Here is a 25,245-nt window from a genome sequence, read left to right as displayed (position 1 = left end):
TTTTGTGAGCGATAGAATTCCTACCCGGGAAGAGCAGGAAGGTGGTGGCGAAGTCCGCTATCGCATGCTCTACGAGTCAGACGACAAGGTCTATATCCGGCATATCCGCGGCGTTTATACCCGTATCCGCAAATATACCGGCCTGCCTCTGTTACTCGCATTTTTCTTTATTCCCTGGCTCAATATCGATGGGCGCCAGGCCGTACATTTCGATTTGCCCGCGCGGCAGTTCCACATACTGTGGGCGACCTTTGGCCCGCAAGACGGCATCCTGCTTGCTGCTCTGTTGATTATCTCTGCATTTGCTCTGTTTGCGGTCACCACCTGGCTGGGGCGGGTCTGGTGTGGCTTTACCTGTCCGCAAACCGTATGGACGCTGATGTTTATCTGGGCCGAGCGGGTATGTGAAGGTGACCGTGCGAAACGCATGAAACTGGATGCCGCTCCCTGGAGCGCCGAGAAGGTGCTGCGCAAGGGGGGCACGCACGCGATCTGGCTGCTGATATCCCTCGCCACGGCCCTGGCGTTTGTCGGATACTTTTATGGTATCCGCGATCTAGTGGTCGATCTCGCAACCTTTACCGCACATCCACAGGGAGCTTTCTGGGTCGCATTCTTTATGTTTGCCACCTACTTCAATGCAGGCTTTATGCGCGAGCAGGTGTGCAAATATATGTGCCCCTATGCACGCTTTCAGTCGGTCATGTACGACAAGGACACACTGGCGGTGTATTACGATGCCAGGCGTGGGGAAGCCCGTGGGCCACGTAAGAAGGGTGTGGATTACAAGGCCCAGGGCCTGGGCGACTGCATCGACTGTTACTGGTGTGTGCAGGTGTGCCCGGTGGATATCGATATTCGCGATGGCATGCAGTACGAGTGCATCAATTGCGGCCTTTGTGTGGACGCTTGCAATAGCGTAATGGACAAAATGCAGTACCCGCGGGGGTTGATCCGTTTCACCTCGGAAGACGAGCTGGAAACCGGCAAAACCCAGTATATACGGCCGCGGTTGGTGGGTTATGGTCTGGTGCTGCTGCTGTTGATCGGAGCCTTCTCCTATGAGGTGGCCACCCGCTCTCCGGTGCAGGCGGAAGTATTGCGTGACCGCGGCGCGCGCATGTATCGCATTTCCCAGGGGATGGTGCAGAATGTCTACACGGTCAAGATCAACAATATGGATCAGCGGCCCCACGAGTTCAGCATTCGAATCACCGGCAAGCCCGGGTACGATTATTCGCTACGCATGCAGCAAAGCCCACTGGTGAACCCGGGCGAGTTATACTCCGTGCCCATTCGGGTCAGTGTGCCGAAGAAGCAGCTGCAGGACACCAAGCACGATATTTATATCGAGATCCAGGCGAAGGGTGCACCGGAACTCAACGATCGACACAAAACGGTGTTTATCGGCCCCAAGTAAACAGACCAGGTCGGGCGGAGCGGGGCTGAAGGCACCGCTGCTCCACCGGGTTTCAGCAGATTTTGGTTGATTCTGTGTCTCAAAAAGCAAATTCCAACAAGACCGCACCCTGGTTTCGCGAACCCTGGTTCTGGATGGTTATGTCACCGCTGATACTGGTGGTGATCGTATCCTTCGTTCTGGTCTCCGTCGCCGTGCGTCACGGTGACGATGTGGTCAGTGATACCTATTACAAGGACAGCCGTCTGTACCACTACAGCGCGGAACAGGATCAGCGGGCGAAGGCCATGAACCTGGCCGGAATGATCCTGTTTTCGCCGGAAGACAAAACCGTGTCCCTGGATCTGCGCGGCGACCTGCCTGGCTATCCGGAGTCACTGGTACTGGTGCTGAGCCACCCGGTGGAAGCGGATCTGGATGAGCGTATCCTGCTGCAAGAAATTTCCACGGGCCGCTACCGTGGACAGGTAGCCGCGCCCTTGCAGCACCGTTGGTATCTGCAGGTAAGCCCGCTGGGCGAGCAGGAGAGCGAGGCACAGTGGCGCCTGAAAGGCGAGATCAATTTCAATATTGGCAACGGAGTGCCCCTGAAACCCGTCGAGCAGTGACTCAATGATCGAACCGCTCGAAACCACCACCGACACGCCTTCGAAGTCTTCCTCGAACGTCACCTCGCACTCCCCGGACAGTGAAAACGCCTGTTTTCACTGTGGTCTGCCAGTTGCCGAAGGTAGCCATTATTCCGTCAAAATCGATGGGATAGCGCGCGCTATGTGTTGCCCCGGTTGTGAAGCGGTGGCGGGCGCTATTGTGGCGGGGGGGCTGGATAACTTTTATCGCTTTCGCGAGCAGAACAGTGAGCGCCCGGAAGGTGGGTCGGAGCGGCAGCGCTGGCAGGCATATGACCTGCCCCAGGTGCAGAGTGAGTTCGTGCGCGCATACTCTGGCACACTGCCCGGTATTGAAAACCCACACAAGCTGCAGGTGGTGAGCTTGCTGGTGGGCGGTATCACCTGTGCCGCCTGTGTCTGGCTGATAGAAAAACAGCTGATGTCACTGGCGGGGGTGGCGCGGGTATCCGTCAATGCCAGTACCCACCGCGCACAAATTGTCTTCGACCCGCACCGGGTTGCGGTCAGTGCGATCTTTTCTGCCCTGGCTTCCATTGGTTATCGTCCATCGCCCGCGACCGCTGCGAACAGTGAACGTATGCTGCAGCAGGAGCGCCGCGGGGCAATTCGTCGCCTCGGCGTCGCCGGGCTCGGAACCATGCAGGTGATGATGTTTGCCATCGCCCTGTATTTTGGTGGCAGTAAGGGCATTGACCTTCAGTTTGAGCAGTTCTTCCGCTGGGTGTCTCTGGTGGTGGCCACGCCGGTGGTCTGCTATGCAGCTCAACCCTTTTTCGGCGCCGCCTGGCGTGCCTTGCGCAGTAGCCACCTGGTGATGGATGTTCCGGTTTCCCTGGCCATCGGCCTCGCCTATGGCGCCAGTGTTTATGCCACGGTGTTTGATACCGGTGAGGTCTACTTCGAGTCCGTTTCCATGTTCACCTTCTTCCTGTTGCTGGGACGCTTTGTGGAAATGCGGGCGAGGCACAAGGCGGGCCTGGCCAGCGGCGGCCTCGCGCAGCTGCTGCCGCTGGCGGCACTGCGACTGGGGCGTGATGGCGAGGTGGAGTCGGTTCCGGTTGCCGCCCTGGCCGAGGGCGAAAGCATTCTGTTGCGACCCGGGGATACCGTGCCTGTGGATGGCGTGGTTACCGAGGGAGCCAGCGGTGTGGATGAATCGGTACTGACCGGTGAATCGGCGCTGCAGCAGAAACAGGCCGGCAGTGCGGTATTCGCCGGCAGCGTCAACGGCGACTCCTCTCTGACGGTGCGTATCACTGCCGCCGGTAGTGGCACCCGGCTGTCGGCCATTGAAAAGTTGGTCGAGCAGGCGCAACTGGATAAGCCCGCGCAGGCCGCGCTGGCCGATCGCATTGCCGGGCGGTTTATTGCCGCAGTCTTGATGATTTCAGTGGCGGCTTTTGTATTCTGGTGGCAGCAGGCGCCGGAGCGGGCCTTCTGGGTGGCACTTTCCGTGCTCGTGGTCACCTGTCCCTGCGCTCTGTCTCTGGCGACGCCCGCTGCACTGGCTGCTGCAACACTGCGCCTGCAGCAGCTCGGGCTGCTGGTGGCTCGTGGGCATGTGCTCGAAGCGCTGCCACGAGTGACGCGGGTGATTTTCGACAAGACCGGGACCCTCACGGAAGGGGCACCGCAGCTACGCGCGGTTCACCCGCTGCGTACCGGTATCAGTGAGGAGGCGGCGCGAGATATCGCCGCAGCGCTGGAGGCCCGCAACAATCACCCGCTGGCGCGCGCGTTCCGGCCCTGGTTTGGCAATCGCGCTGCCGATGGGCTGCGTTCGGTGACCGGCTGCGGTGTGGAGGGGCGCTGTGACGGACAGGTGTACCGCCTCGGTGCCCCCGGATTCGTGCTCGAGCTCGCTGATCGCGCAACCGCGATACCCATAGCGGACCCGCAGGTCCCGTCTGCTCAGGGCCAGTGGTTAATGTTGGGAGATCAGCGCGGGCCCGTGGCCTGGCTGGGCCTGGGAGATGCGCTGCGCCCCACTGCGCCGGATGCGGTTGCCATGCTGGCCGCACAGGGGGTCAATTCCGAGCTTCTCAGCGGCGACCAGTCGGCAGAAGTGCCGCGGGTCGCGGAGTGCGTGGGTATTGCCGAATATCGTGCCGGGGCCTCACCGGAGCACAAGCTTCGCCGCCTGAAGGCACTGCAGGGGGAGGGCGAGCGGGTATTGATGATTGGTGACGGCATCAACGATGTTCCGGTGCTGTCCGGGGCCGATGTTTCCGTTGCCATGATGTCGGCGGCAGATCTGGCACAATCCCGGGCGGATGCCATTTTGCTGCAGGGGGATCTGCAGGCTCTGCCGAGGGCCTTTGCTTTGGCAGGCAAGTGCCGCACAATTATTCGCCAGAACCTGGGTTGGGCGATCCTGTACAACGCCCTGGCATTGCCCCTGGCGTTTCTCGGGCTGGTGCCCCCCTGGGCGGCGGCCATTGGCATGTCCCTGAGTTCGCTGATTGTGGTGGTCAACGCGCTGCGCCTGTCCCGCTGGCAGCCGAAGGGGTAGCGCGAGCGCCCCATTGGTAATCTTTTGTTTGTCCTGCCGAGGTATACGTGGACAGTATCTTCTTATTGGTGCCCATTGTGATTCTCTTCATCGCCGGCGCGGTGAAGCTGTTTTTCTGGGCGGTAAACAGTGGTCAGTACGACGACCTGGAGACCGAGGGGCGCCGTATCCTGTTTGACGATGACGTGGTCCCGCCCCCAGGCGCGTCTGAAGCTGATCGCGCGCCGGCGGAAAACCACCGGCGGAAGGGCGACTGATGCCCGAATGGAGCGTGCTGGCCGCGGCGCTGGCAATCGGCTTTTTTGGCAGTAGCCACTGTATCGGGATGTGCGGCGGTATCTCCGGCGCGCTGGGGCTGGCGGTGCCCGGCGAGAAGCCCCAGTGGCCCAGACTGCTGGGTTACTCCGCGGGCCGGATCGCCAGTTATGCGCTGATGGGGCTGATTGTCGGCGCCGTCGGCGCCTATCTGGCGGTGGACCTAGCCGCCGGTCTGGCACCACTGCGGGTCGTTGCCGGTTTGATGCTGATTGCGATGGCCCTGTACCTGGCGAACTGGTGGCGCGGGCTGGTGTGGCTGGAGCGCGGCGGCGCCGTGCTGTGGCGCGGGTTGCAGCCACTCTCCCGGCGTCTGTTGCCGGTCAATTCCACTTCGCAGGCCGTCGCTCTGGGGGCCCTGTGGGGCTGGTTGCCCTGCGGCCTTGTTTACAGTGCGCTGACCTATGCCCTGGCGCAGGGCAGTGCGCCGCAAGCCGCGCTGGCCATGTTTGCATTCGGCCTGGGTACGGCGCCGGCGGTACTGGCCACGGGAGTGGCGGCAACCCGTTTGCGCGCGCTGATCCAGAAACCCGGCGTACGCCTGTCCATGGCATCTCTGGTATTCGTGTTCGGGCTGTGGACCCTTTGGGGGGGCTTTGGTCACGGCGATCACGGCCAGCATGGGGGCCATGCCGGGCAGCACGGCCCGCATACGGAATCCCACTCAGAAGAACTTCCTGTCGAACCCTCTGCTGGCTCCCATCACCACCATCATCACGCCGATCAGTATACCGCGGATGATGAGTCTGACGACGGAGCTGCCGACTGATTCTCCCCTTCAGGTACCACGCTGGTGCGCGTCTGGCGGCACCCCGGGGTTAGGGGTAAACTGGCGCAAATATGACCGGTGGCGTGGCCGCCCTGTACGACCAGAGTAGTTGCGACCCGAAGGTAGTTGGCAGTTCCCGTTGGACCCAGTATGAAAAAAATAAAAAGCAAAAAAGCCTCCCGTAAGTCGACCGGCGCGGGCGCTGCGCAGCAGTCGGCGACCGCCGCTGCCGTTCCGTCCTGTCCTGCGGCGCCAACCAATATCTGGATCAACCTGTTCGCCCTGGGGTTATCTCTGGCGGCGGTATTCTGGCTGCGCGCCTACGGGCAGGATCTGCACGTGAAGACCCAGTCTCTGGTGGTGGTGGCGGTAGCATTGGCGTTGCCGATCATCATTCTGGAGTGGCTGATCCTCAAGCCCTGGCGCAACCCTTCCGCCGGCCTGGATTTTCGTCGCGTCAATTTCAGCCTTGGTCGCACGGCACTGAAGCTGCTTGGCTTTTATCTTACTGTCGGTTCCGTCGCGTTTGTCTACTGGCTGTTTCCGGAATATCACGGCTCGTTCTACGACAACTATTTCACCGTGGTGAAAGCTGTGCTGCCCTGGTGGATGCTGCTTGCGGTTCCGTATTTCTATCTGGTCGATGGCGCCATGCAGTCGCCCAAGGACAGCTACTGGCAGCTGGGCAGCTGGATCATGGGTAACCGCAAAGGCGTGTCCGGAAAAACCATTGGCCAGTTGTACCTGGGATGGCTGGTAAAACTGTTCTTCTTGCCGCTGATGTTTGTGTACCTGGGCAACAATCTTACCAACCTGCTGAATTTTGACTTCTCACGTCTGCTGGTGAGCTTCAAGTCTGTTTTTGATTTCACTTTCAACTTCCTGTTTTACATCGACCTGCTGTTTGTGACCGTGGGTTATGTGTGCACCCTGCGACTGTTTGACTCCCATATCCGCACCGCTGAGCCGAGCTTTCTCGGTTGGGGCGTGGCGCTGATCGGTTATCAGCCGTTCTGGAGCCTGTTCTCCGGTACCTATCTCAAGTACGACGATGCACCGGCGTGGGGCTACTGGTTCTGGGATACCCCCTGGGCCTACACCCTGTGGGGATCGATCATTCTGTTGCTGATCGCGATTTATGTGTGGGCCAGCATTCCGTTTGGTATCCGCTTTTCCAACCTGACGCATCGCGGCATCCTGACCAACGGACCCTACCGTTTCACCAAACACCCGGCCTATATCAGCAAGAACCTGTCCTGGTGGATGATCTCCATGCCCTTTATGGTCAGCGCCAGTGGCTCCGAAGCCCTGCGCCAGTCCCTGCTGTTGCTGATGGTGAATTTCATTTACTTCATGCGTGCGCGCACCGAGGAGCGTCATCTTGCCTGGGATCCCACCTATGTAGCCTATGCGCGCTATATTGGAGAGCGGGGTATCTTTGCCTTTATCGGACGCCGCTTCCCGCTGCTGCGGTTTGGTAACGGTCGCCTGTTCTACCACGGCGACGATGCCCCGGCGGTAGAGCCTCTGGTGACCGGATCAACGGCGCCTTCCGCCCCGGCCAGACCTGCCTGAGCCGGTGGTATCGATGAGCGGGAATCTGCGCGGCTTGGCGAGCGGTTTGCCCCCGCAATTACGGCAGCTCGATCGGCGCTGGCTGATTTACGCCGGCCTGTATTTTCTGATCGCACTGGGTATCTGGCTGCGTGTAGAGCATATTTTTACCTACAACCCCCTCGCGCATATCTGGAGCGACCCCCAACGGCACTGGGAGCAGGGCACGGCAACGCTGCGCACTGATCCGATGACCCTCACCGACCCAGTGATGTACCAGCTGTACATCGGTGTGCTCGCCAAGCTGACCCTGAAAGAGCCTCTGCTGATTGCGTTCTATACGGCGTTGCTCGCCTGCCTGACGCCCTGGATCTGGTATCGCTTCGCCCGCGAGTTGCTGCCCTCCCGCATGCAGGCCACGGCGGTGTGGGCCGCGATTTCTCTATTGCCTTCCTGGATCGGGATCTACAGCTATTTCATGCAGGAAACACTGTTGCTGCCGCTGCTGGGAGCCGCGCTTTACGCCAGCTGGCGCTGCCGGCGCAAACAGACCCTGGCGAGCTTCCTGTTGATGGTGGTGCTGTGGACCTGTGCCGGGCTCACCCGGGGGATCGCCATCCCCCTGGCCGCGGTGGTGACCACGTGGCTGTGGCTGGTGCAACCCCAGAAACTGGCCAAGGCGGGGTTCAGTCTTCTTGTACTGACATTGCTGATGGGGCCGCTGGCCTACCGCAGCTATGCGGTAATGCATATGGTTTCTCCCCATGGTATCGGGCAGCTGGTGGCACTGTACCTGCGCTCCGGCAAGCGGGAAATACACGTGCACTATCTGCGCGAGGATGGCGCGCAGTGGAATTACTGGTTTGGCTCCCCGTCGACAGGGGAAAAGCCCCTGGCGCCGCTGAGCGACTGGACCACAACCCGCGAAGGCGCGGTACACGCGCGTATCGAAATTGCCAACGGAGCGGAAGACTGGCGAGCGGCGCTGGCACGCTACCCAATGACGATGGAGCGTTATCTTCACCTGACCGGTGAAAACCTGGTGTATCTGTTCTTTGGGTCGTCCTGGCCCGACAACAATCGCGCGCGCCTCATCGAACGGCTTAACCATCACAGTCGCTGGCTATGGGCACCGCTGTGCTTGCTATTGATGGTGGGTACCTTGTGTTACTGGCGGCGTTTGCGGGAAGTGCGCCTGTTTGCTGTGTTGGTGGCCACCTGGTTGCTGGTGCAGGGCGTGCTGCCCATCGCGGTCAATGAGGGGCGTTATCGTAAACCGCTGGAGGGATTTCTTCTGGTCCAGGGTGTGGCACTGGCGGGCGTGCTGCGCCGGCGGCGTCACCTGGAAGCCGGTGGCGGGCTCCGTTCGACACACACACAGACAGACGAACCGGTGGCCGATGCTGGCGACAAGGCGGCATTGCCGCTGCCGGCAACGGCGGCCGCCCACCCTCCAGCTCCGGATCATGTCAGTGCGTAAGCCGGGTGGGCCCGCCGCTGCACAGCGCCCGGCCCCGATCTGGTGGCGGCCGGTGATGCGGCTGCTTCGCAGGTTCGGGAGTTTCGTGGTGGTCGGGGGGCTGGCAACGGGTGTTCAGTACCTGCTGCTGGTTCTGCTGGTGGAGCTGGCGGGAGTGTTTGCAGTGCTCGCTTCGGCTATTGCCTACGGCGTTGCCTCCGCGCTCAATTATCTACTGAATTTCTATATCACCTTCCAGGGGCAGGCCGGGCACACGCAGGCGTTGCCGCGCTTTGCCGGGGTCGTGGCGATCGGGCTGGGGGTGAATACGCTCTGTTTTACCGTGTCCCTTCTTTTTTTACCTTACTTGCTGGCACAGGTGGCCGCCACGCTCGTCACACTGGTAAGCAACTTTGTACTGCATCAATTCTGGGTATACCGGGAGCGAAAATGGAGACCATGAGCGACCCTATCGGCGCGGGTGCGCCGCCTTCTCTGGCGATTGTTGTGCCCTGTTACAACGAACAGGAAGTCTTGTCAGACTCGGCGCAGGAACTGCTGACGGTTGTGGCCGGGCTTGTCGAGGCTGGACGCATCCATGTGCGTTCAAGAATCTATTTTGTCGACGACGGCAGCCGCGACGCTACCTGGCCCATGCTGGAGCAGCTGGCACTGCGGAATCCGCGTATCGTCGCGGTGGCACTGTCGCGAAATCGCGGTCATCAGAATGCGCTGTACGCCGGGCTGTCGCAGACCTCGGAGGATATGGTGGTCAGCATTGACGCCGACCTGCAGGATGGCCCGGAGAATATTGCGGCCATGATCGATGCGTTTGTCGCCGGCAATGAGGTGGTATTTGGCGTGCGCACCGAGCGGGACACGGATACCTGGTTCAAACGTATGACCGCCGAAGGCTATTACCGGGTGATGCAGCGCCTGGGGGTGGACCTGGTGTTCAATCATGCGGACTTCCGCCTGATGTCCCGGCGCGCCGTGGACACGCTGCTGGAATACCCGGAAACCAATCTGTTTCTGCGGGGAATGGTGCGCGAGCTCGGATTTCGTTCCACCACGGTTTCCTATGCACGCCGTCCGCGCCTGGCGGGAGAGAGCAAGTACCCACTGCGCAGAATGCTGTCGCTCGCCTGGCGTGGGGTCACCGCCTATTCGATTGCGCCCCTGCGCGCCATCACCCTTCTGGGGCTATTGGCGGGAACCGTTTCCCTGGTGCTGATCGCCTGGGTGCTGGTGGTCAAAATGTTCTCCGGCAGCGCGGTGCCCGGTTGGGCATCCATTATGGTCCCCGTATTGTTTATCGGCAGTGTGCAGCTGCTGTGCCTGGGGGTGATCGGCGAGTACCTCGGCAAGATCTACGAGGAGGTAAAACGCCGTCCCCGCTATCACCTGCGCGAGGTAGTAGCGCGTCAGGCGGTGGAGTCGGAATCCAGTCGCAGTGACAGGTCGATGGCACGCAGGTGTTTGGTCAGACTTCCGGAAGAAATGTAATCCACGTCGAGGCCCGCCAGCTGCTGCAGGCGGGTTTCGTTCACGCTGCCGGAAATTTCGATTTTCGCGCGCCCCTTGGCCAGTGACAGTGCTTGTGCGGTCATCTCGTCGGTGAACTCGTCCAGCATGATGACATCGGCACCTGCATCCAGCGCCTGCTCGAGTTCCTCGATCGATTCCACTTCCACTTCTACCAGCGCGCCGGGCTTGATCTGGTGTGCTTGTGCCACCGCGTTGTGAATGCCGCCCGCCGCGGCAATATGGTTTTCCTTGATCAGGAAGGCGTCGAACAGGCCGATGCGGTGGTTATCACAGCCCCCACACAGCACCGCATATTTCTGCGCGGTGCGCAGACCGGGGATGGTCTTGCGGGTATCAAGGATTCTGATTTCCGTACCGGCGGCGAGGGCCGCATAGCTGGCCGCGGTAGTGGCGGTGCCAGACAGGGTCTGTACAAAGTTGAGCGCACAGCGCTCGCCGGTCAGGATGCTGCGGGCGTTGCCGTCGAGTTCAAAAAGTACACTGTCGGCGGCTACCTGCTGGCCATCCTCAACATGCCAGATGACATCCAGATCCGGGTCCAGCTGACGAAACACCTCTTCGACCCAGGGGCGGCCGCAGAAAACACAGTCTTCGCGGGTAATCACCCGGGCGCGCGCGGTGCGATCGGCAGGAATCAGCTGCGCGGTGATATCGCCATCCCCGACATCCTCCGCCAGCGCAGCGCTTACAGAACGCTGGATGTCTGCTGCGAGATTGGGGATGCTGGTATCGGCCGGTGTCATGCTGGGACCTCGATAGTGCTTTGCCCCGGGCTGGCGTACAGTGGGGGCGGAAGAGGGTGGATGCGGCGCGTCGTAATGGGGGCGCTTAAACGGCGGCCATAGTAGCAAATCTGACGCTGTGGGGCGCAGTGGCGCGGAGTATTTTATGGGGCGCTGGGGGCGCCCGGTAGCATCTAGGCCTGTGATTAGGGTCGCAAAAACGATAGTGCCAGTTGTACGGAGGTTGTGCTTGGGTGGTCGCTGTACTTAGAATCAACGGTCGACCAAGATAGGGCGATCCGTTCTTTTGTGCTCGGTTTCTTTGTTCCACCGGAAAGTGGTTGGAAATTGAGCGGAGAGGTAGCAGGCAAAAGGGCCGGAAACTCAATAAACCATGCACAGTGCGCTTCCCAGGGCCGCTGTGTCGCATCACCCGACCACTTCATTGATGAAGGCAATGGTCGGCGAGGCTAGATGGCAATGAAAGATACCGATAGTGTAGCTCCGACCGTTGCGTCCAATGTGGTATCCATGCGCGGTGCCCAAAGTGAACCGGGGCAGAGTCGTCGCAGTGGCTCGGTTACCCTGCCGCCACCGGTCGTGGCCGTGCGCGATAAGGCGAAGGCCCTGCTGATGGATCACACCAAGCAGGTATTTGCCAAGGTGGACGATTCCCTGTTTGCCATGGCCGAGAAAGCCCACGGTCAGGAAGAGCAGGACGGCCTGTTTCGGGCCTTGCGGCTGCTGCGTGTCGAGCGCCGCCGGTTGGTCGAGCGATTTGCCGATGCCCTCGAGCAGGGATTTCAGGTGCGCGAAATCAGTGCCGATGAGGAGGACCCCTACTCGGCGGATAACCTTTCTCTGGTGCACAACGACGACCTGGAACAGCTGGTTGCCGTGGACACCATGGTGGCCAATGCCAAGAGAGACTTTGCCGAGCCACTCACCGAAATCACCCTGCGTCTCAACACGCTCCTTTCCGTCAAGATCTACGACAAGAACAACCCCCTGGGCCCCGACGCTATCTGTGATGCTTTTATCGAGGCCTCGCGCGCTCTGGACCTGCATATCCGCGCGCGTCTGACCCTGCTGAAAAAATTCGAGCAGATGGTCATGCTGAATCTGGGCAAGGTCTATCAGCAGTGCAACGACCTGTTTATCGAGCAGGGTGTGCTGCCGTCTCTGAAGCAGCAGCGTCGCGCTGCCCGTCAGCAACGGCCGGCACCGCGCCCTCAGCAACCGGCGGGCTCCGCATCTACTGCGCAGGGCGACCAGGGCGGATCGCAGCCGGGGGCCTATGCCGGGCATGGACTGATGCCGCTGGGGAGTGGCGCTGCGCCGATGGCACCGCAGGACCTGCTGTCGCACCTGGGTGCACTGCAATCGCATTTGCCCGAGAGCTATGGTGATGGCGAAGTGCAGCTGTTGAATGTCAACAGTATGCTGCAGGAGCGGTTGGTGGAAGTGCGCCAGTCCGCAGCCTTGGCCAAGATGGACAGCGATATCATCAAGCTGGTGGAGATGCTGTTTTCTTTTATTCTGGAAGACCGCAATCTCGCCGAGCCGATCAAATCCCAATTGGGGCGCCTGCAATTACCGCTGCTCAAGGTCGCCATTGCCGACAAGTCCTTTTTCAGCAAGGGCGGCCATCCGGCGCGCAAACTGCTGAACGAGCTTGCGGACGCCTGTACCGGCTGGCAGGCCAAAGACAATTACGAAAAAGACCCGCTGTATAAAAAGATTGGTGAAGTGGTTGCCCGGGTACTGGCGGAGTTCGATCAGGATATCAATATCTTCTCCACGCTGCTGGAGTCTTTCCGCGAATTTATTGAGCGTGAACGCAAGCGTGCCCAGCGTCTCGAACAGCGCATCGTGGATGAGGCCGATGGTAAGGCCAAAACCAAGGCGGCGCGCGCACGGGTCGCTGCGGTAATGGATGCGCTGATGGCGGAGCGGGATCTGCCACCGGTAGTGTCCGAGTGGCTGGAAAAGGTCTGGGCCAATATGCTGTTCCTGACCTGCATCAAAGAGGGCACCGAGAGCGAAAGCTGGAGCCGCGATGTGCGCACCGCGAGGGATCTGGTTTGGAGTGTACACGCTCCCATGCCAGAGAGTCGCAAGCAGCTGCTGGGGTTGCTGCCTACGTTGCAGGGACGTCTGAAGGCCGGTGTCGAGGCCGTATCACTGAACAGTTTTGAAGCCCGTCGAATGTTCGCCGGCCTCAAAGAAATTTACCGGGAGCGCTTTGCTCTGGCGCAGCGGTTGCTGGAAGAACGCAGCCGGCAGGTCGAGCAGGAAGCGCGCGCGATGGCTGCGGAAGCGGCCAGTCAGGCCCCGGTAGAGGACGAGGCCGAATCCGCGCCTCAGCCCCCCGTTCGCGAAGAGCCGGTTGAACCGGTTGTAGAGCTGCCGCAAATGGAAGAGTTGGAGCAGGCGGTGGCTGAAGTCGAGCTGCAACCGGATGCTGTCATCCGTGAAGAGATTCCAGAGACCGATACCCATTGGCAGCAGACTTTCCGTCTCGCCCAGGGAAGTTGGTTTGAGCTCAAGCGCGGTGAGGAAGAGCAGTTCCGTTGTCGTCTGGCGGCGGTCATCAAAGACATCGATCAGTTTATCTTCGTCAACCGCAATGGTGCCAAGGTCGCTGAATTTACCCGGGCGGAGCTGGCTATTGCCCTGCGCAAAGGCGAGCTTATGTCGATGGACGATGGCATGCTGTTCGAACGCGCGCTGCAGTCGGTGATCGGAACCGTACGACAGTCGCGCGGTGAAATGCGCTGATTTTCTCCCCGTAACCACTGTCGCGAGGAATACCCGCTTCGGTACAGGCGCCCTGGAAGCGAAGCGGGTTTTTTGACGGGCGTATGTAAAGTACGTTACTTTGTGTTGTCAGAAAATTGTAATAATTTGTAGGTCTCTGGTTTAACGTCAGGTTACCCGCGATCCTGTCCGTTTTTTTCTCCTGCCTTTCCTGTCGTGTTGGTATATCCGCACAATATTCAAAGAAATCTACGAAAAATGGCCCTTTCTGGTACTTGCGTGTCGTTTGGGTTTGCTGGATATTGATCGGCAGCTTTTATTCATCGGGATTAACCGCCCGTTGAAGTCAGACTTTTTTCAATTTTTACGTATCAGCCAGTTGCAGTTCAGGCACTGATGGGATTTTCGGTGTCGAGAATCTGTGGTGGCTGTCATTGCCGTTTCTGTTGCGGGCGCTTTACGGGGTAGTTGTATTGGGGGATTGCGCGCAACGGCTTCTCAGTGATGAGGCGGCGTAACCGATGCCAGGAGGGCGTGCCGGGGTGAGCAAGGACGAAATGGAAAGAAATAATAACGAACTATTTGTGATTACCGGTGGTGCGAAAAGTGGCAATACCCGAGAGGCCCAGTCTAGCCCAGCGATGGGCACAAATGCTAGACAATTGTCCAGAAACGTGAGCCTCGTAAACCAGAAAGCCATTCAGTGGATTCAGGGCCGTGCGGAGGAAGTCTTCGCGCAGGTCGATGATTCGCTGTTTATGATGGCGGAAAAAGCGCACCAGCAGGACGAGCAGGATCAACTCTTTCATGCGATTCGCGTCATTCGAGTAGAGCAGAGCAACCTGATTGATGGGTTGTGCGACGGTATCGAGGAGCGCTTTCATAACCCCCGTAACGACGCGTCCGGTGATGACGTCAGTCCGGACCTGAGTACCTCCCTGAAAAGTCTCTCCCTGCTTAATAACGACGACCTTGAGCAGCAGGTTGCCATCCGCTCCATGGTGGCAAATATTCGCCGCGATTACGCGGAGGCCATTGCGGCACTGTCTCTACGCCTCGATACACTGTTGTCCAGCAAGATATACGATGAAAACCTGCCGCTGGGTCCCGCTGCCATCTGCAATGCGTTTGTCGATGTCCTGAACGATATTGACGTGTGCTTGCGCGCACGTATGACAGTGTTGAAGAAGTTTGAGTTACATCTGGTGAATCGACTGGGGGAACTCTATGAGGCCTGCAATACGCTACTGATCGAGCAGGGAGTTCTGCCAACCATCGAAGACCCTTTGCGTCATCGCAGCCGCCCATCTGCACCAGCGACCGCTGGGCCGGGGAACCAGGCGGGGGAGATCCCCCTGTCATCTGCTGCGGCTCCCGTAGGGGCTGCCACTGAGGTATCGCCAATGGGAGCGCCTTCTGGCGCGGCCGGTATGCCCCCTGGCAGCTACCACACGCTGGCCGGCGACCCGGGCGCCGGCGGCACATTCCCCGCCGCTGCCATTCCCGCAGGCAGTGCTGGAGCCGGGTCTGCGAGCGGATATAGCGGTACACCGGGGCTCCTGCCCGCCGGTGCCGGCGCACCCGCCATGGCCACCCCGACGCTGTTGCAGCACCTGGGCCAGTTCCAGTCCTCCCTGCCTGCCCAGGCCAGTGCGGCAGGCCAGTTGATCAACGTGACGGAGTTGCTGCAACAGCGCCTGGTCGAGTCCAAGCAGAGCGCTTCTCTGCACGAGCTGGACAGCGAAGTAATCCGTCTGGTGGACATGCTGTTCTCGTTTATGCTCGAGGACCGCAATCTCGCGGAGCCTATTAAGGTTCAGTTGATTCGCCTGCAGTTGCCGATGCTGAAACTGGCGGTGAGTGATAAGGCATTTTTCAGCAAAAGCGGGCACCCGGCGCGGCGCCTGCTGAATGAGCTCGCCGATGCGGCTATTGGCTGGCAACCCGGGGAAAATTATCTGAATGACCCGCTTTACCGCGAGGTCTGCACTATTGTCGAAGAGGTATTGTCCCGTTACGACCGGGACGACCGCGTTTTCCGGCAATTGCTGGAGTCCTTCCGCGAGTTTTCCCTGCGGGAACGTCGGCGCGCCGAGGTAATGGAGCGTCGCACCATCGACGAAGCTCAGGGAACCGCGCGGGTCGAGGCGGCCAAGGCGCGGGTAGCTGCGGTATATGACACCCTCACTGCGGATCGTAAACTGCCGAAGATTGTTCACGAGTGGTTGAACCGTGTGTGGAGTAGTGTGCTGTTTCGCGCGTGCCTGAAAGAGGGGACGGATAGTGGTGTGTGGCGTCAGCATGTACTCACTGCGCGGGATCTGATCTGGAGCGTGGTAGCGCCGATGCCCGAGAGCAGCGTGAAAATGCAGCGCCTGTTACCCGGTTTGAAAAAGCGTCTGGAAGACGGTGCGCAATCCCTGTCCATGAGCGCCGGTGACCGCCAGCGGCTGATGGGTGGACTGGAAGTGTTGTACCGGGAGCGTCAGACCCTGGGTGAACGGGTGGAGTCTGAGCGCGAACGTCGGACCCGCGAGCGTCTGGTGCAAGAGTTGCGTAGAGAGGCCGATAGCGTGCTGGCTATTCCGGTAGAGGAAGACGCCGTCGCTGAAGATGACGCCATGCTCGGCGTGGCTGCGCCAGCAGCGCAAACTGAAGTGCTGGATGAAGCGCTGGAACTGCCGGCAGACCAGAAAGCGCTGCCGGATGTGGAAGAGATCCAGCAGGTGGTGACCGACGCTGCGGTGACGGAACCGGCGGACCTCAAGCCGCTACCCAGCGACGATAACCACTGGCAGCAGACCTACCACCTCAAAGACAGCTGGTTCCTGTTGCGTCACTCGGAAAAGCTGCCGGTGCGCTGTCGCCTCGCGGCGATTATCCGCGAGTTGGACCAGTTTATGTTCGTTAACCGTCAGGGAGCCAAAGTGGCCGTATACTCTCGCCTGCAGTTGGCGCACGCGTTGCGTGACGAAGCGTTGCTGCCACTGGAGCAGGGGCCTCTGTTTGAGCGGGCACTGGAGTATGTGGTGGGCAGCTGTGGTGAAAGCAAGATCCCCATTCGGGTATAACCCGCCGGTTGCTGCCAGCGGCACACAGGATTGGTATATCATTGATCTTAAATGTGGGCCGCTATTGGCAGATACTTCTTCGCTTCCATAAAATAGCTCCCTGCTCAGTTCCGGTGGAGTTATGTTTTGAAATATCAGGTCCAGTCAGGGTGGCTGTCGGGTGTTCGTCGCGTGGCAAGTCCGCATTGCAATGCCCGCCCGGACAACACCGAAGTGGATCTGCTGGTTATCCACAGCATCAGTCTTCCGCCGGGGCAGTACGGTGGCCCCTATATTGACGAGTTCTTTCTCGGCCATCTGGATATCGATGCCCATCCCTACTTTTCTGAAATCGCCACTCTGCGAGTCTCCGCCCACCTGGTGATCGATCGCACCGGGCGGGTTACCCAGTATGTGCCGTTTGATGCCCGTGCCTGGCACGCGGGGCAGTCGATGTTCTGTGGGCGTGAAAACTGCAATGATTTCTCCATCGGTATTGAGCTGGAGGGGCTGGAAACCGATACCTACACTCCGGCTCAGTACGAGACACTGGCGGAAGTCACGCAAGCTATTCTCGAGGCCTATCCGGCCATCGATCGGTCGCGGATTACCGGGCACTCGGACATTGCGCCGGGGCGCAAGCTGGACCCGGGTCCGGGATTTGACTGGGACCTTTATTTTAATAAGTTGGATCAGCTCACCGGGCCGACCTCAGGCAAATAAGCCCGAGGACCAGCTGCGGCGGGTATTGAACCAAAAAGATGATAGCGGGGGAGCTATGGCACTTCTGATTGTGCTGCTGGCGTTGGGGCTTGTTCAGATCTGGGGGTCCGGTGGGCCCCTACACCGCGATGCCTGGTTCGGACGCTGGCAAGCGCTGGTATTTCGTCAACCATCGTTGCGCGCTCGCGCGGGCATTGGCTTCGGTATTCTGGTGCTTGCGCCGGTGGTGGCGGTTGCCATCGTTCTGGCGCTGGCGGAGTCGCTGCTGGGTTGGCTGGGCGTGATTCTCATTAGTGTGCCGGCGTTATTGTATAGCTTTGGGCGCGGTAACTTTAACGATGCGTTAGCAAACTACCTGCGCGCCTGGTACCAGGGGGACCTGGAGGCGGCGAAAGCCGCTGCCGCCCCGCTGATGACGACCGAAGATGCCTGTGCGGCGGGACAGGCACCGGATGCGCAGACGTTGCACCGAGTTGTTTTTCGCGCAGCGGTTTATCGAGCCTTCGAACGACTGTTTGCAGTGCTGTTCTGGTTCCTGTTGTTGGGGGTGCCCGGGGCTCTGCTGTATCGCATGAGCCAGATGGCGTTGGAAGCTTTTGCGCGAGCGCCGCAGAACCCCGTAGAGGGTGACCTGCTTGCCCAGGATCGAACGCTGGCGGCGCGTTGGCTGTGGCTGATTGAGTGGCTCCCGGTGCGCGCTCTGGGTTTCACCCTGGCAATTGTGGGCAATTTCGCCGGCTGCTATCGGGTGTGGCGCGAGCGCCTGACCTGCCGGGAAACCACCACCCCGGATGTGCTCGAGCATTATATGGAGGGGGCGTTGGGTGGTATTGATAGCAGTGAATGCAGTGCTGGGGTTGCCGTTGATGAGGGGCAGCGACTGTGCGGTGCGGAAGTGGAAGCGATGCAGGCACTGCTGTCACGAGCCCTGCTGATGTGGATTACACTGATGGCACTGTATGTGCTGTTTTGGTAGCTGGCGGCCCACGAAAGCGAATACCTGTGTCTGAATTTTTATCTGATTCCGCTTTGTCTCCTCTGGGCCTGCCGGTGGCGGCAGACGTGCTCACCGCCGCCGAACGCCTCTCTGGAATAGTCCATCGCACCCCCCTCATTCATTCATCGGCGCTCAATGCGCAACTGGGTGCCGAAATCTACTTCAAGTGCGAGCACCTGCAGAAGGTGGGTGCCTTCAAGGCGCGAGGTGCGGCCAATGCACTGTTTCATCTGCCACCGGGCACTACCAGGGTGGCGACCCATTCCTCGGGGAATCACGGGGCTGCCCTGGCCTGGGCAGCGGCCCTACGGGGCCTCCGCTGCACCGTAGTGATGCCGGAGAATGCGCCAGACGCGAAAAAAGCGGCTGTCGCCGGGTACGGTGCAGACATCGTGCCTTGCGCACCGACCCTCGCGGCGCGCGAATCAGCCCTGGCGGACGTGGTCGAAAAGACCGGCGCGCATATTGTGCCTCCGTTTGACGACCCGCGGATCATTGCCGGGCAGGGGACTGTGGCCCAGGAAGTCATCGGCCAGTGTCGCGCCCTGGGCTTTACCCCCGACCTGCTGGTGGCGCCGGTGGGCGGCGGTGGTCTGTTGGCGGGTGTGGGATTGGCGGTTTCCGCGCTGGCGCCGCAAGTCAAGGTACTGGGGGCAGAACCCGAAGGCGCTGACGATGCGCAACGCTCTTTTCGCGGGGGCAAACGTGTGACCGAGCAAACTCCGGATACGATCGCCGATGGCCTGCGTACAACCCTGGGAGAGCGCAACTTCGCGGTAATCCGGGAGAGCGTCAATGACATTGTGACGGTTTCCGAGCAAAACATCGTGACCGCGTTGTCGCTGCTCTGGGGCCGCACCAAGCAGCTGGTTGAGCCGTCTGCTGCGACGGGACTGGCGGCTGTGCTTGAACACGCCGCGCGCTTTCGCGGCAAGCGGGCGGTAATCGTGTTAACCGGTGGCAATATGGATCTGGCGGCGGTGGCGGCTATTGCTGCGGCAAATTGAGTAAGCTGTACGGGGCCGGAAGGGAGGACTGGTATGAACGTTCTGGGATATGGCCTGTGGCGCGGCTGTCGCCCGCAGACTGCTACACTGGGGAGAATATTGTTCCCGCTCGTCGCTCTGTCTGCGCTGCTATTTGCATTGGATGCCCGCGCCGAGCCATTTGTGCTGACGTCGCCGGATTACGCGGAAGGTGACCGGATGCGCGCCGAACACCGGTATTACGGGTTTGGCTGCAATGGCGAGAATATCTCGCCCCATCTGAAGTGGTCGGGTGCTCCGGAGGGGACCCGAAGTTTCGCTCTGGTAATGCACGACCCGGACGCGCCCACCGGCAGCGGCTGGTGGCACTGGGTGGTTTTCAATATACCCGCGCAGATGCGCGGCCTGCCGGAAGGCTCAGGCGACCCCAAAAACGGGTTGATTCCGGAGGCGATTCAGAGCCGCACCGATTTTGGCAGTCCCGGCTATGGCGGTGCCTGCCCGCCGGAGGGACATGGTGAACACCGCTATCAGTTTCGTGTCTATGCGCTGAAGGTGGAGCAGCTGCCCCTGGATGAAAATAGCCCAGCGGCGATGGTGGCGTACCAGATCAATGCCAATAAACTGGCAGAAGCGCAGCTGGAATTAAAATTTGGGCGCTAGCCGCTGATTGCGATCAGGCGCTAGCGCCGAACATCAGGCAAGCCGATAAAAGGAAACAGAGCCTGCCCATGCAAAAACAGAACATGACCTGGGGTGAGGCGCTCCGGGTCTACCTCAAGCCCAAAGTGCTGGCGATGTTTTTCCTCGGCTTTTCCGCCGGCCTGCCGCTGCTGCTAGTGTTTTCCACGCTCACAGCCTGGCTGCGCGATTATGGCGTGAGCCGCACGGCGATCGGTTTCTTTGCCTGGGTGGGCATCACTTTTTCCATCAAGGTGCTGTGGGCACCGGTCATCGACTACCTGAAGATCCCCCTGTTAACGCGCGTGATGGGTAAACGGCGCAGCTGGATGATTACCGCGCAGATCGGTGTGGCGCTTGGCCTGCTGGGTATGGCGAGTGTCAATCCGCAACTGGCGTTGACACAAGTTGCGATTCTCGCGGTGGTAGTGGCTTTTTGTTCCGCATCCCAGGACGTGGTGATCGATGCTTATCGCATCGAGTCCGTTGACCGAAATTTACAGGGGGCCATGGCCGCGAACTATGTGTTCGGCTATCGCATTGCCTTGCTGGTAGCGGGTGCGGGGGCTTTGTACGTGGCAGAACTGGCGAACTGGTCTGTCGCGTATGCCACCATGGCAGCGCTGATGGGAGTAGGGGTCATCACCACCTTGCTGATCTCTGAACCGGATCACGCCAAAGTAAAAGCCATGGCGGAAGAGTTTCAGCACGAGTGGGTGGATCGGATGCTGGGCAGTGGCCAGCACAGCCGGATTTGGGAGTGGTTCGTGCGTGCAGTTGCCTGTCCGTTTATCGAATTCTTCCAGCGTAATGGCCGGTTCGCCCTGGTACTCCTGCTGTTTATTGGAGTTTACCGGCTAAGCGATATTGCCATGGGGGTGATGGCCAACCCTTTCTATCTGGATCTTGGCTTCAGTAAAAGTGACATTGCCCAGATCACGAAAGTGTTCGGCTTTTTCTTTACCATCTTCGGTTCATTTCTCGGTGGTCTGTTAGTGGTGCGCTTTGGCATCATGCGCCCGTTGATACTGGGTGCCGCGATGGTGGCGGCAACCAACCTGCTGTTTGCCCACCTGGCCAACATTGGTCCGGACAAAACCTGGCTGGCGCTGGTCATCAGTGCCGACAATGTCAGCGCCGGGCTTTCCAATGCGGTGTTTATCGCCTACTTGTCGAGCCTCGCAAACCAGGCCTATACCGCCACCCAGTACGCGCTGTTCAGCTCGCTGATGGCGCTGCCAGGGAAGTTTATCAGTGGTTTCTCGGGTATCGTGGTGGATGCGCAAGGGTACAACCTGTTCTTTACCTATGCCGCGATCATCGGTGTGCCGGCGATTCTGCTGGCGGTCTACCTGTGGTGGCGCAGCCGCCGCGAAGAGGCGCTCGCCAAAGAGGCTGCGCCCGGCTAGCGGTCGGCCTGTCGTTTCAGGCCCCGGGCTGAGGGTGGTACCCGCGGTGCCCTAGAGTTCATCGGCCTGCGGCCACCCATATCGGGCCAGATCCACTTTTCCGCTAATCAACACCACCCCTTCCGCTTCAAGGCGCTCCTTCTGACGTTGCGAACCCGGCGGGGGGAGGGAGATTTTCCCCTGGGCGTTGATCACCCGGTGCCACGGCAGGGTGGTATCCCCGGGCAGTTTCCTCAAGGTGTGGCCGACGAGCCTCGCTGCACGTGGTAACCCGGCCAATTCCGCCAGTTTTCCGTAGGTGACCACCCGTCCCTGCGGTACCCGCGCGAGTGCAAGAAAGATGCGAGTTGTGGCATCATTGTCAGTTGATGTAGGTTTCTGCACCAATTCTGATCCTGAAGTTTGTGAACTTCTGCGCTGTGTCGAACTCTTAAGTTATTAGTTTCGAACAATTAATAATGTAAAGCTATCGAAAGGTTGTTTCGTGCTGTCTGTTGTCCCCCGATTTTCTCCGATTACTCCACTGTTTTCCGCACTTTTTTCCCGAAAGAGTACCCTGACTCTGCTGGCCTGCAGTGCGGCCGCGCTGCAAGCCCAGGCCGGTGTACTCAGCCTGTCCAACGGCGACCGAATTTACGGTGAGCTGGTGCTAGTGGAGAAAGATAACGTGGTCTGGAATTCCGAGACCTTCGGTGAGATCACCGTGGAAAAAGGCAAGATCCTGTCTCTGGAAACCGACAAGGACCTCAAGATCGCCGGGCGCGATGAACCCTGCGCATTGGCGGGCCACCGTCAGGAGCAGTGGGAACTCTACTGTGATGAAGGCTCTGGGTGGGTAATGGATTTCCCCGCCATTGACCGCGCAGAGCCCTACGTCAACTTCGTCGGAAACCCGATTATCTTTCACGGCAATGTGGCAGCGTCCGGGGTTTTTGAAGAAGGTAACCGCGAGCGGGAAGACTGGGATATTAATGCCAACTTCGATATACGCAACGGAGATTTCCACCACATTATCGGTACCCAGTATCAGAACCAGAACAACCCGGAAATCGATGATCTGGAAAAATACCGCCTGAGCTACGATCTGCGGTGGATTTTTGCGGAAAAATGGTTTGCCGCGGGAAACAGCTCCCTGGTCCACGAAGAAGCGCGCAACATAGACCTGACCACAACCCTTGGTCTCGGTCTCGGTTATCTGTTTTTTGATACCGATAAGTCGGCCTTGTCCATTCAGGGCGGTGTGAGCAGTCTGAAGGACGAGTATATTGACCCCAGTCTCAATACCACCGGGGACTCGCGTTATGCTGCGGGTCGCTCCGCCTGGAACTATCGCTATAAATTTGATGTGGGCCCCGAGATCTATTACAACCAGGAACTGCTGCAGTCATTCGAGTCCAGTGATGACTACCAGAGTACGGCGGAGATCGGCGTTCGCACGCCATTGGTCAAAGGTATCCTGATGGAAGTGAAGTACGCTTGGCAGTACGACAATACGCCATCGATCGATAGCGAAAAACAGGACACCAAAATGACGGTTGGCGTGGGTTACTCCTGGTAATAGCGGGCATCCGTTTACGCTTGCCCAACCGACCTACGCGGATACCGGGGGGCAGTTCTCATCCCGCAGCGGGAACGTCCAGGACACGTATTTTCGGAAAACTGATTTATGAATGTAGAAAAAAGCGTTGTAGCCATTACCGGAGCGGGCCAGGGTCTTGGGCGCTCCATGGCGGTGTATCTCGCCCAGCGCGGTGCGCGGTTGGCGCTGCTCGATCTGAATCAAGAGCGTCTCGATGAGAGTGTCGCCGCCTGTGAGGCCGCGGGGGCGGAGGCCAGAAGTTACGTGGTGGATGTCTCCCGTGAAGAAGCAGTGGACCACTGCTTTGAGGCGATCACTGCGGATTTCGGCACGCTGGATGTCCTGGTGAATAACGCCGGTATTATGCGTGACGGCATGCTGCTGAAGGTGAAAGACGGCAAGGTGACCGATCGCATGTCACTGGCCCAGTGGCAGTCGGTGATCGATGTGAACCTGACCGGTGTATTCCTTTGCACCCGTGCTGCCGCTGGGATCATGGCGGAGAAGGGAAGCGGTGGCGTGATCATCAATATTTCCAGTGTATCCCGGGCTGGCAATATGGGGCAGACCAACTATTCCGCATCCAAGGCCGGTGTTGCGACGATGACCGTTACCTGGGCGAAAGAGTTGGCACGGTACGGGGTGCGGGTTGCCGCGATCGCGCCGGGCTTTATCGGCACCGAAATGGTGGCACAGATGCGCCCGGAAATTCTGGAAAGCCTCGTCAAACAGGTGCCCCTGCGTCGAATCGGCGAGCCGGAGGAGATTGCCAGTACCGTTTCTTTCATCATTGAAAACGACTATCTGACTGGGCGAGTGGTGGAAATTGACGGCGGCGCCCGCATGTAAGGGAACTGGGGCTGCCCCGAACTTGAATCCCAGATCCAGATAGTCCTGGAGAAAGGGACGCTCACCGATCACTGAACCCCTCTGGAGCCCGGGCCTATGCGACCCTTACTGCTGTTGTTCATTATTCTACCCATTCTTGAAATGTGGGTGTTGATCAGTGTTGGCGAGGAAATCGGCGCACTGCCTACCATCGGTCTGGTGTTTTTCACCGCGGTCGTTGGGCTGGCACTACTCAAGCGCCAGGGAATTTCTACCGTGATGCGGGCTCAGCAGAAGATGCAGATGGGGGAGCTGCCCGCTAAAGAAATGGCAGAAGGTATCTTCCTCGCCGTCGGTGGCGTGCTATTGCTGACCCCGGGTTTCATTACCGATGTTTTTGGGTTCATCTGCCTGATTCCTGGTATTCGTCAATTGGTACTCGGGCGTCTTCTCAGCCATGTAGTGGTGGTGCACGGGTCCCATACGGGCTACCAGCAGCCCGGCGGACAGGGTGCGGATCCCCGTTCAGGGAGTGCTGGCCATGAAGGGAAAGGACCTCGCAATGTGATCGGGGGAGATTACAAGCGCGAAGACCCGGGCTCAGAGCATAAATCTGACTGATTTTTAACCGGTGACGGGGTTCCGCTCCCCGTCTCGCACCGGTACCCCATGACCAACAGTCGCCTCTTTGGTCTTTTTACCACTTCTTCCCCTCAGACCGTTCTCCGCATATCCCGCTGGCAGCGCATTCCCCTGCCCGTCGGGGCACCGCTGGCCGGCGGCCTCCACAAGGAAATTTTGCAGTTTTTTTCTGCAAGGCTGTTGAAATCGCCGTTGGGCTCCCACATATAGGCTCCACTCAAGATTTTTCCTGGCGCCGGATACCGGAGCTGGGGCTGGCCGAGCCCTCGAAGTGAGGGGCGGCCCCTTGTAATTGCAACCCTAAATCGACGCATTGGAGAGCCAATCCATGAAAATTCGTCCTTTACACGACCGTGTAGTCGTACGCCGTAAGGAAGAAGAACAGAAAACTGCAGGCGGTATTGTTCTGCCGGGCGCAGCGAAAGAAAAGCCGAATCAGGGCGAAGTGGTTGCCGTGGGCGAAGGCAAGCAGCTGGAGAACGGCGACGTTCGCGCACTGTCCGTAAAAGTCGGTGACACCGTAGTATTCGGCCGTTACGCCGACAGCAACACCCTCAAGGTGGACGGCGAAGAGCTGATCATCATGAGCGAAGGCGACATCTACGGCGTACTGGAAGGCTAATTAGCCCCAGTATCAGACAACGACGAACAGAATTGAG

General features: G+C 59.4%; 22 protein-coding genes. 20 read left to right on the top strand and 2 right to left on the bottom strand.

Features of this window, described 5'->3' with window-relative positions:
• Positions 1-4 precede the first annotated feature (4 nt).
• From ccoG to LRR79_RS14410, 9 genes are all read left to right on the top strand, one after another.
• Positions 5-1,420, top strand: coding sequence for a cytochrome c oxidase accessory protein CcoG (gene ccoG / locus LRR79_RS14450; protein WP_231757888.1), 1,416 nt, complete (start codon positions 5-7; stop codon positions 1,418-1,420).
• 74 nt (positions 1,421-1,494) lie between these two features.
• Positions 1,495-2,028 carry a FixH family protein gene (locus LRR79_RS14445; RefSeq protein ID WP_231757887.1) on the top strand — a complete coding sequence of 178 codons (534 nt, stop codon included), beginning with the start codon at positions 1,495-1,497 and terminating at the stop codon, positions 2,026-2,028.
• Positions 2,029-2,032: 4 nt separating this feature from the next.
• Positions 2,033-4,564 (top strand): heavy metal translocating P-type ATPase, encoded by a 2,532-nt coding sequence (locus LRR79_RS14440; RefSeq protein WP_231757886.1) that lies wholly within the window; start codon positions 2,033-2,035, stop codon positions 4,562-4,564.
• 47 nt (positions 4,565-4,611) lie between these two features.
• On the top strand, positions 4,612-4,821 hold the full coding sequence (gene ccoS / locus LRR79_RS14435) for a cbb3-type cytochrome oxidase assembly protein CcoS (protein ID WP_231757885.1): 210 nt from the start codon (positions 4,612-4,614) through the stop codon (positions 4,819-4,821).
• Complete coding sequence (locus LRR79_RS14430; protein ID WP_231757884.1) at positions 4,821-5,648, top strand: sulfite exporter TauE/SafE family protein; 828 nt, start codon at positions 4,821-4,823, stop codon at positions 5,646-5,648. Before ccoS ends, LRR79_RS14430 begins: the two co-directional genes overlap by 1 nt.
• Positions 5,649-5,798: 150 nt before the next feature.
• Entirely contained in the window at positions 5,799-7,223 is a 1,425-nt protein-coding gene (locus tag LRR79_RS14425; protein ID WP_231757883.1) for an isoprenylcysteine carboxylmethyltransferase family protein, read from the top strand.
• 13 nt (positions 7,224-7,236) lie between these two features.
• Positions 7,237-8,682: a glycosyltransferase family 39 protein gene (locus LRR79_RS14420; RefSeq protein ID WP_231757882.1), complete on the top strand. Its 1,446-nt coding sequence runs from the start codon at positions 7,237-7,239 to the stop codon at positions 8,680-8,682.
• Positions 8,675-9,124 carry a GtrA family protein gene (locus LRR79_RS14415; protein WP_231757881.1) on the top strand — a complete coding sequence of 150 codons (450 nt, stop codon included), beginning with the start codon at positions 8,675-8,677 and terminating at the stop codon, positions 9,122-9,124. The genes LRR79_RS14420 and LRR79_RS14415 overlap by 8 nt, the downstream gene beginning before the upstream one ends.
• Positions 9,112-10,167 carry a glycosyltransferase family 2 protein gene (locus LRR79_RS14410; RefSeq protein WP_231757880.1) on the top strand — a complete coding sequence of 352 codons (1,056 nt, stop codon included), beginning with the start codon at positions 9,112-9,114 and terminating at the stop codon, positions 10,165-10,167. The genes LRR79_RS14415 and LRR79_RS14410 overlap by 13 nt, the downstream gene beginning before the upstream one ends.
• Here LRR79_RS14410 and nadC read toward each other — a convergent pair.
• Positions 10,086-10,952, bottom strand: a complete 867-nt coding sequence (nadC, locus tag LRR79_RS14405) for a carboxylating nicotinate-nucleotide diphosphorylase (RefSeq protein WP_231757879.1) — start codon at positions 10,950-10,952, stop codon at positions 10,086-10,088. The genes LRR79_RS14410 and nadC overlap by 82 nt on opposite strands.
• Before the next feature lie 453 nt (positions 10,953-11,405).
• On the opposite strand from nadC, the gene LRR79_RS14400 reads away from it, so the two are divergent.
• The 7 genes from LRR79_RS14400 (at position 11,406) to LRR79_RS14370 (ending at position 21,537) form a co-directional block, all read left to right on the top strand.
• Positions 11,406-13,712 carry a DUF1631 domain-containing protein gene (locus tag LRR79_RS14400; protein ID WP_231757878.1) on the top strand — a complete coding sequence of 769 codons (2,307 nt, stop codon included), beginning with the start codon at positions 11,406-11,408 and terminating at the stop codon, positions 13,710-13,712.
• A gap of 653 nt (positions 13,713-14,365) precedes the next feature.
• Positions 14,366-16,762 carry a DUF1631 domain-containing protein gene (locus tag LRR79_RS14395; RefSeq protein ID WP_231757877.1) on the top strand — a complete coding sequence of 799 codons (2,397 nt, stop codon included), beginning with the start codon at positions 14,366-14,368 and terminating at the stop codon, positions 16,760-16,762.
• A 171-nt stretch (positions 16,763-16,933) separates the two neighbouring features.
• Positions 16,934-17,464 (top strand): 1,6-anhydro-N-acetylmuramyl-L-alanine amidase AmpD, encoded by a 531-nt coding sequence (gene ampD, locus LRR79_RS14390; RefSeq protein ID WP_231757876.1) that lies wholly within the window; start codon positions 16,934-16,936, stop codon positions 17,462-17,464.
• A 55-nt stretch (positions 17,465-17,519) separates the two neighbouring features.
• The gene (gene ampE / locus LRR79_RS14385; RefSeq protein WP_231757875.1) at positions 17,520-18,440 is read left to right on the top strand and encodes a regulatory signaling modulator protein AmpE; all 921 of its coding nucleotides are present in this window, start codon (positions 17,520-17,522) and stop codon (positions 18,438-18,440) included.
• Positions 18,441-18,466: 26 nt separating this feature from the next.
• Positions 18,467-19,468 (top strand): threonine ammonia-lyase, encoded by a 1,002-nt coding sequence (locus LRR79_RS14380; RefSeq protein WP_231757874.1) that lies wholly within the window; start codon positions 18,467-18,469, stop codon positions 19,466-19,468.
• Positions 19,469-19,501: 33 nt separating this feature from the next.
• Positions 19,502-20,110 carry a YbhB/YbcL family Raf kinase inhibitor-like protein gene (locus tag LRR79_RS14375; RefSeq protein ID WP_231757873.1) on the top strand — a complete coding sequence of 203 codons (609 nt, stop codon included), beginning with the start codon at positions 19,502-19,504 and terminating at the stop codon, positions 20,108-20,110.
• Between the two features lie 68 nt (positions 20,111-20,178).
• The gene (locus LRR79_RS14370; protein WP_231757872.1) at positions 20,179-21,537 is read left to right on the top strand and encodes an AmpG family muropeptide MFS transporter; all 1,359 of its coding nucleotides are present in this window, start codon (positions 20,179-20,181) and stop codon (positions 21,535-21,537) included.
• A 51-nt stretch (positions 21,538-21,588) separates the two neighbouring features.
• Here LRR79_RS14370 and LRR79_RS14365 read toward each other — a convergent pair whose 3' ends face one another.
• Positions 21,589-21,921: an MGMT family protein gene (locus LRR79_RS14365; RefSeq protein WP_231760037.1), complete on the bottom strand. Its 333-nt coding sequence runs from the start codon at positions 21,919-21,921 to the stop codon at positions 21,589-21,591.
• Positions 21,922-22,021: 100 nt separating this feature from the next.
• Between LRR79_RS14365 and LRR79_RS14360 the strand changes: the two genes are divergently transcribed.
• The 4 genes from LRR79_RS14360 (at position 22,022) to LRR79_RS14345 (ending at position 25,208) form a co-directional block, all read left to right on the top strand.
• Positions 22,022-23,095, top strand: coding sequence for a DUF481 domain-containing protein (locus LRR79_RS14360; RefSeq protein WP_231757871.1), 1,074 nt, complete (start codon positions 22,022-22,024; stop codon positions 23,093-23,095).
• Positions 23,096-23,203: 108 nt separating this feature from the next.
• Positions 23,204-23,965 carry an SDR family oxidoreductase gene (locus tag LRR79_RS14355; RefSeq protein ID WP_231757870.1) on the top strand — a complete coding sequence of 254 codons (762 nt, stop codon included), beginning with the start codon at positions 23,204-23,206 and terminating at the stop codon, positions 23,963-23,965.
• A 96-nt stretch (positions 23,966-24,061) separates the two neighbouring features.
• A complete protein-coding gene (locus LRR79_RS14350; protein WP_231757869.1) occupies positions 24,062-24,565 on the top strand; it encodes an FxsA family protein in 504 nt (167 codons plus the stop codon).
• 349 nt (positions 24,566-24,914) lie between these two features.
• Entirely contained in the window at positions 24,915-25,208 is a 294-nt protein-coding gene (locus LRR79_RS14345; RefSeq protein ID WP_043321025.1) for a co-chaperone GroES, read from the top strand.
• Positions 25,209-25,245: the final 37 nt, after the last annotated feature.

The sequence above is a fragment of the Microbulbifer elongatus genome, from assembly GCF_021165935.1.
In the GTDB taxonomy this organism is placed as follows: Bacteria; Pseudomonadota; Gammaproteobacteria; order Pseudomonadales; family Cellvibrionaceae; genus Microbulbifer; species Microbulbifer elongatus.
This window is presented reverse-complemented; position numbering and strand designations above follow the sequence as displayed.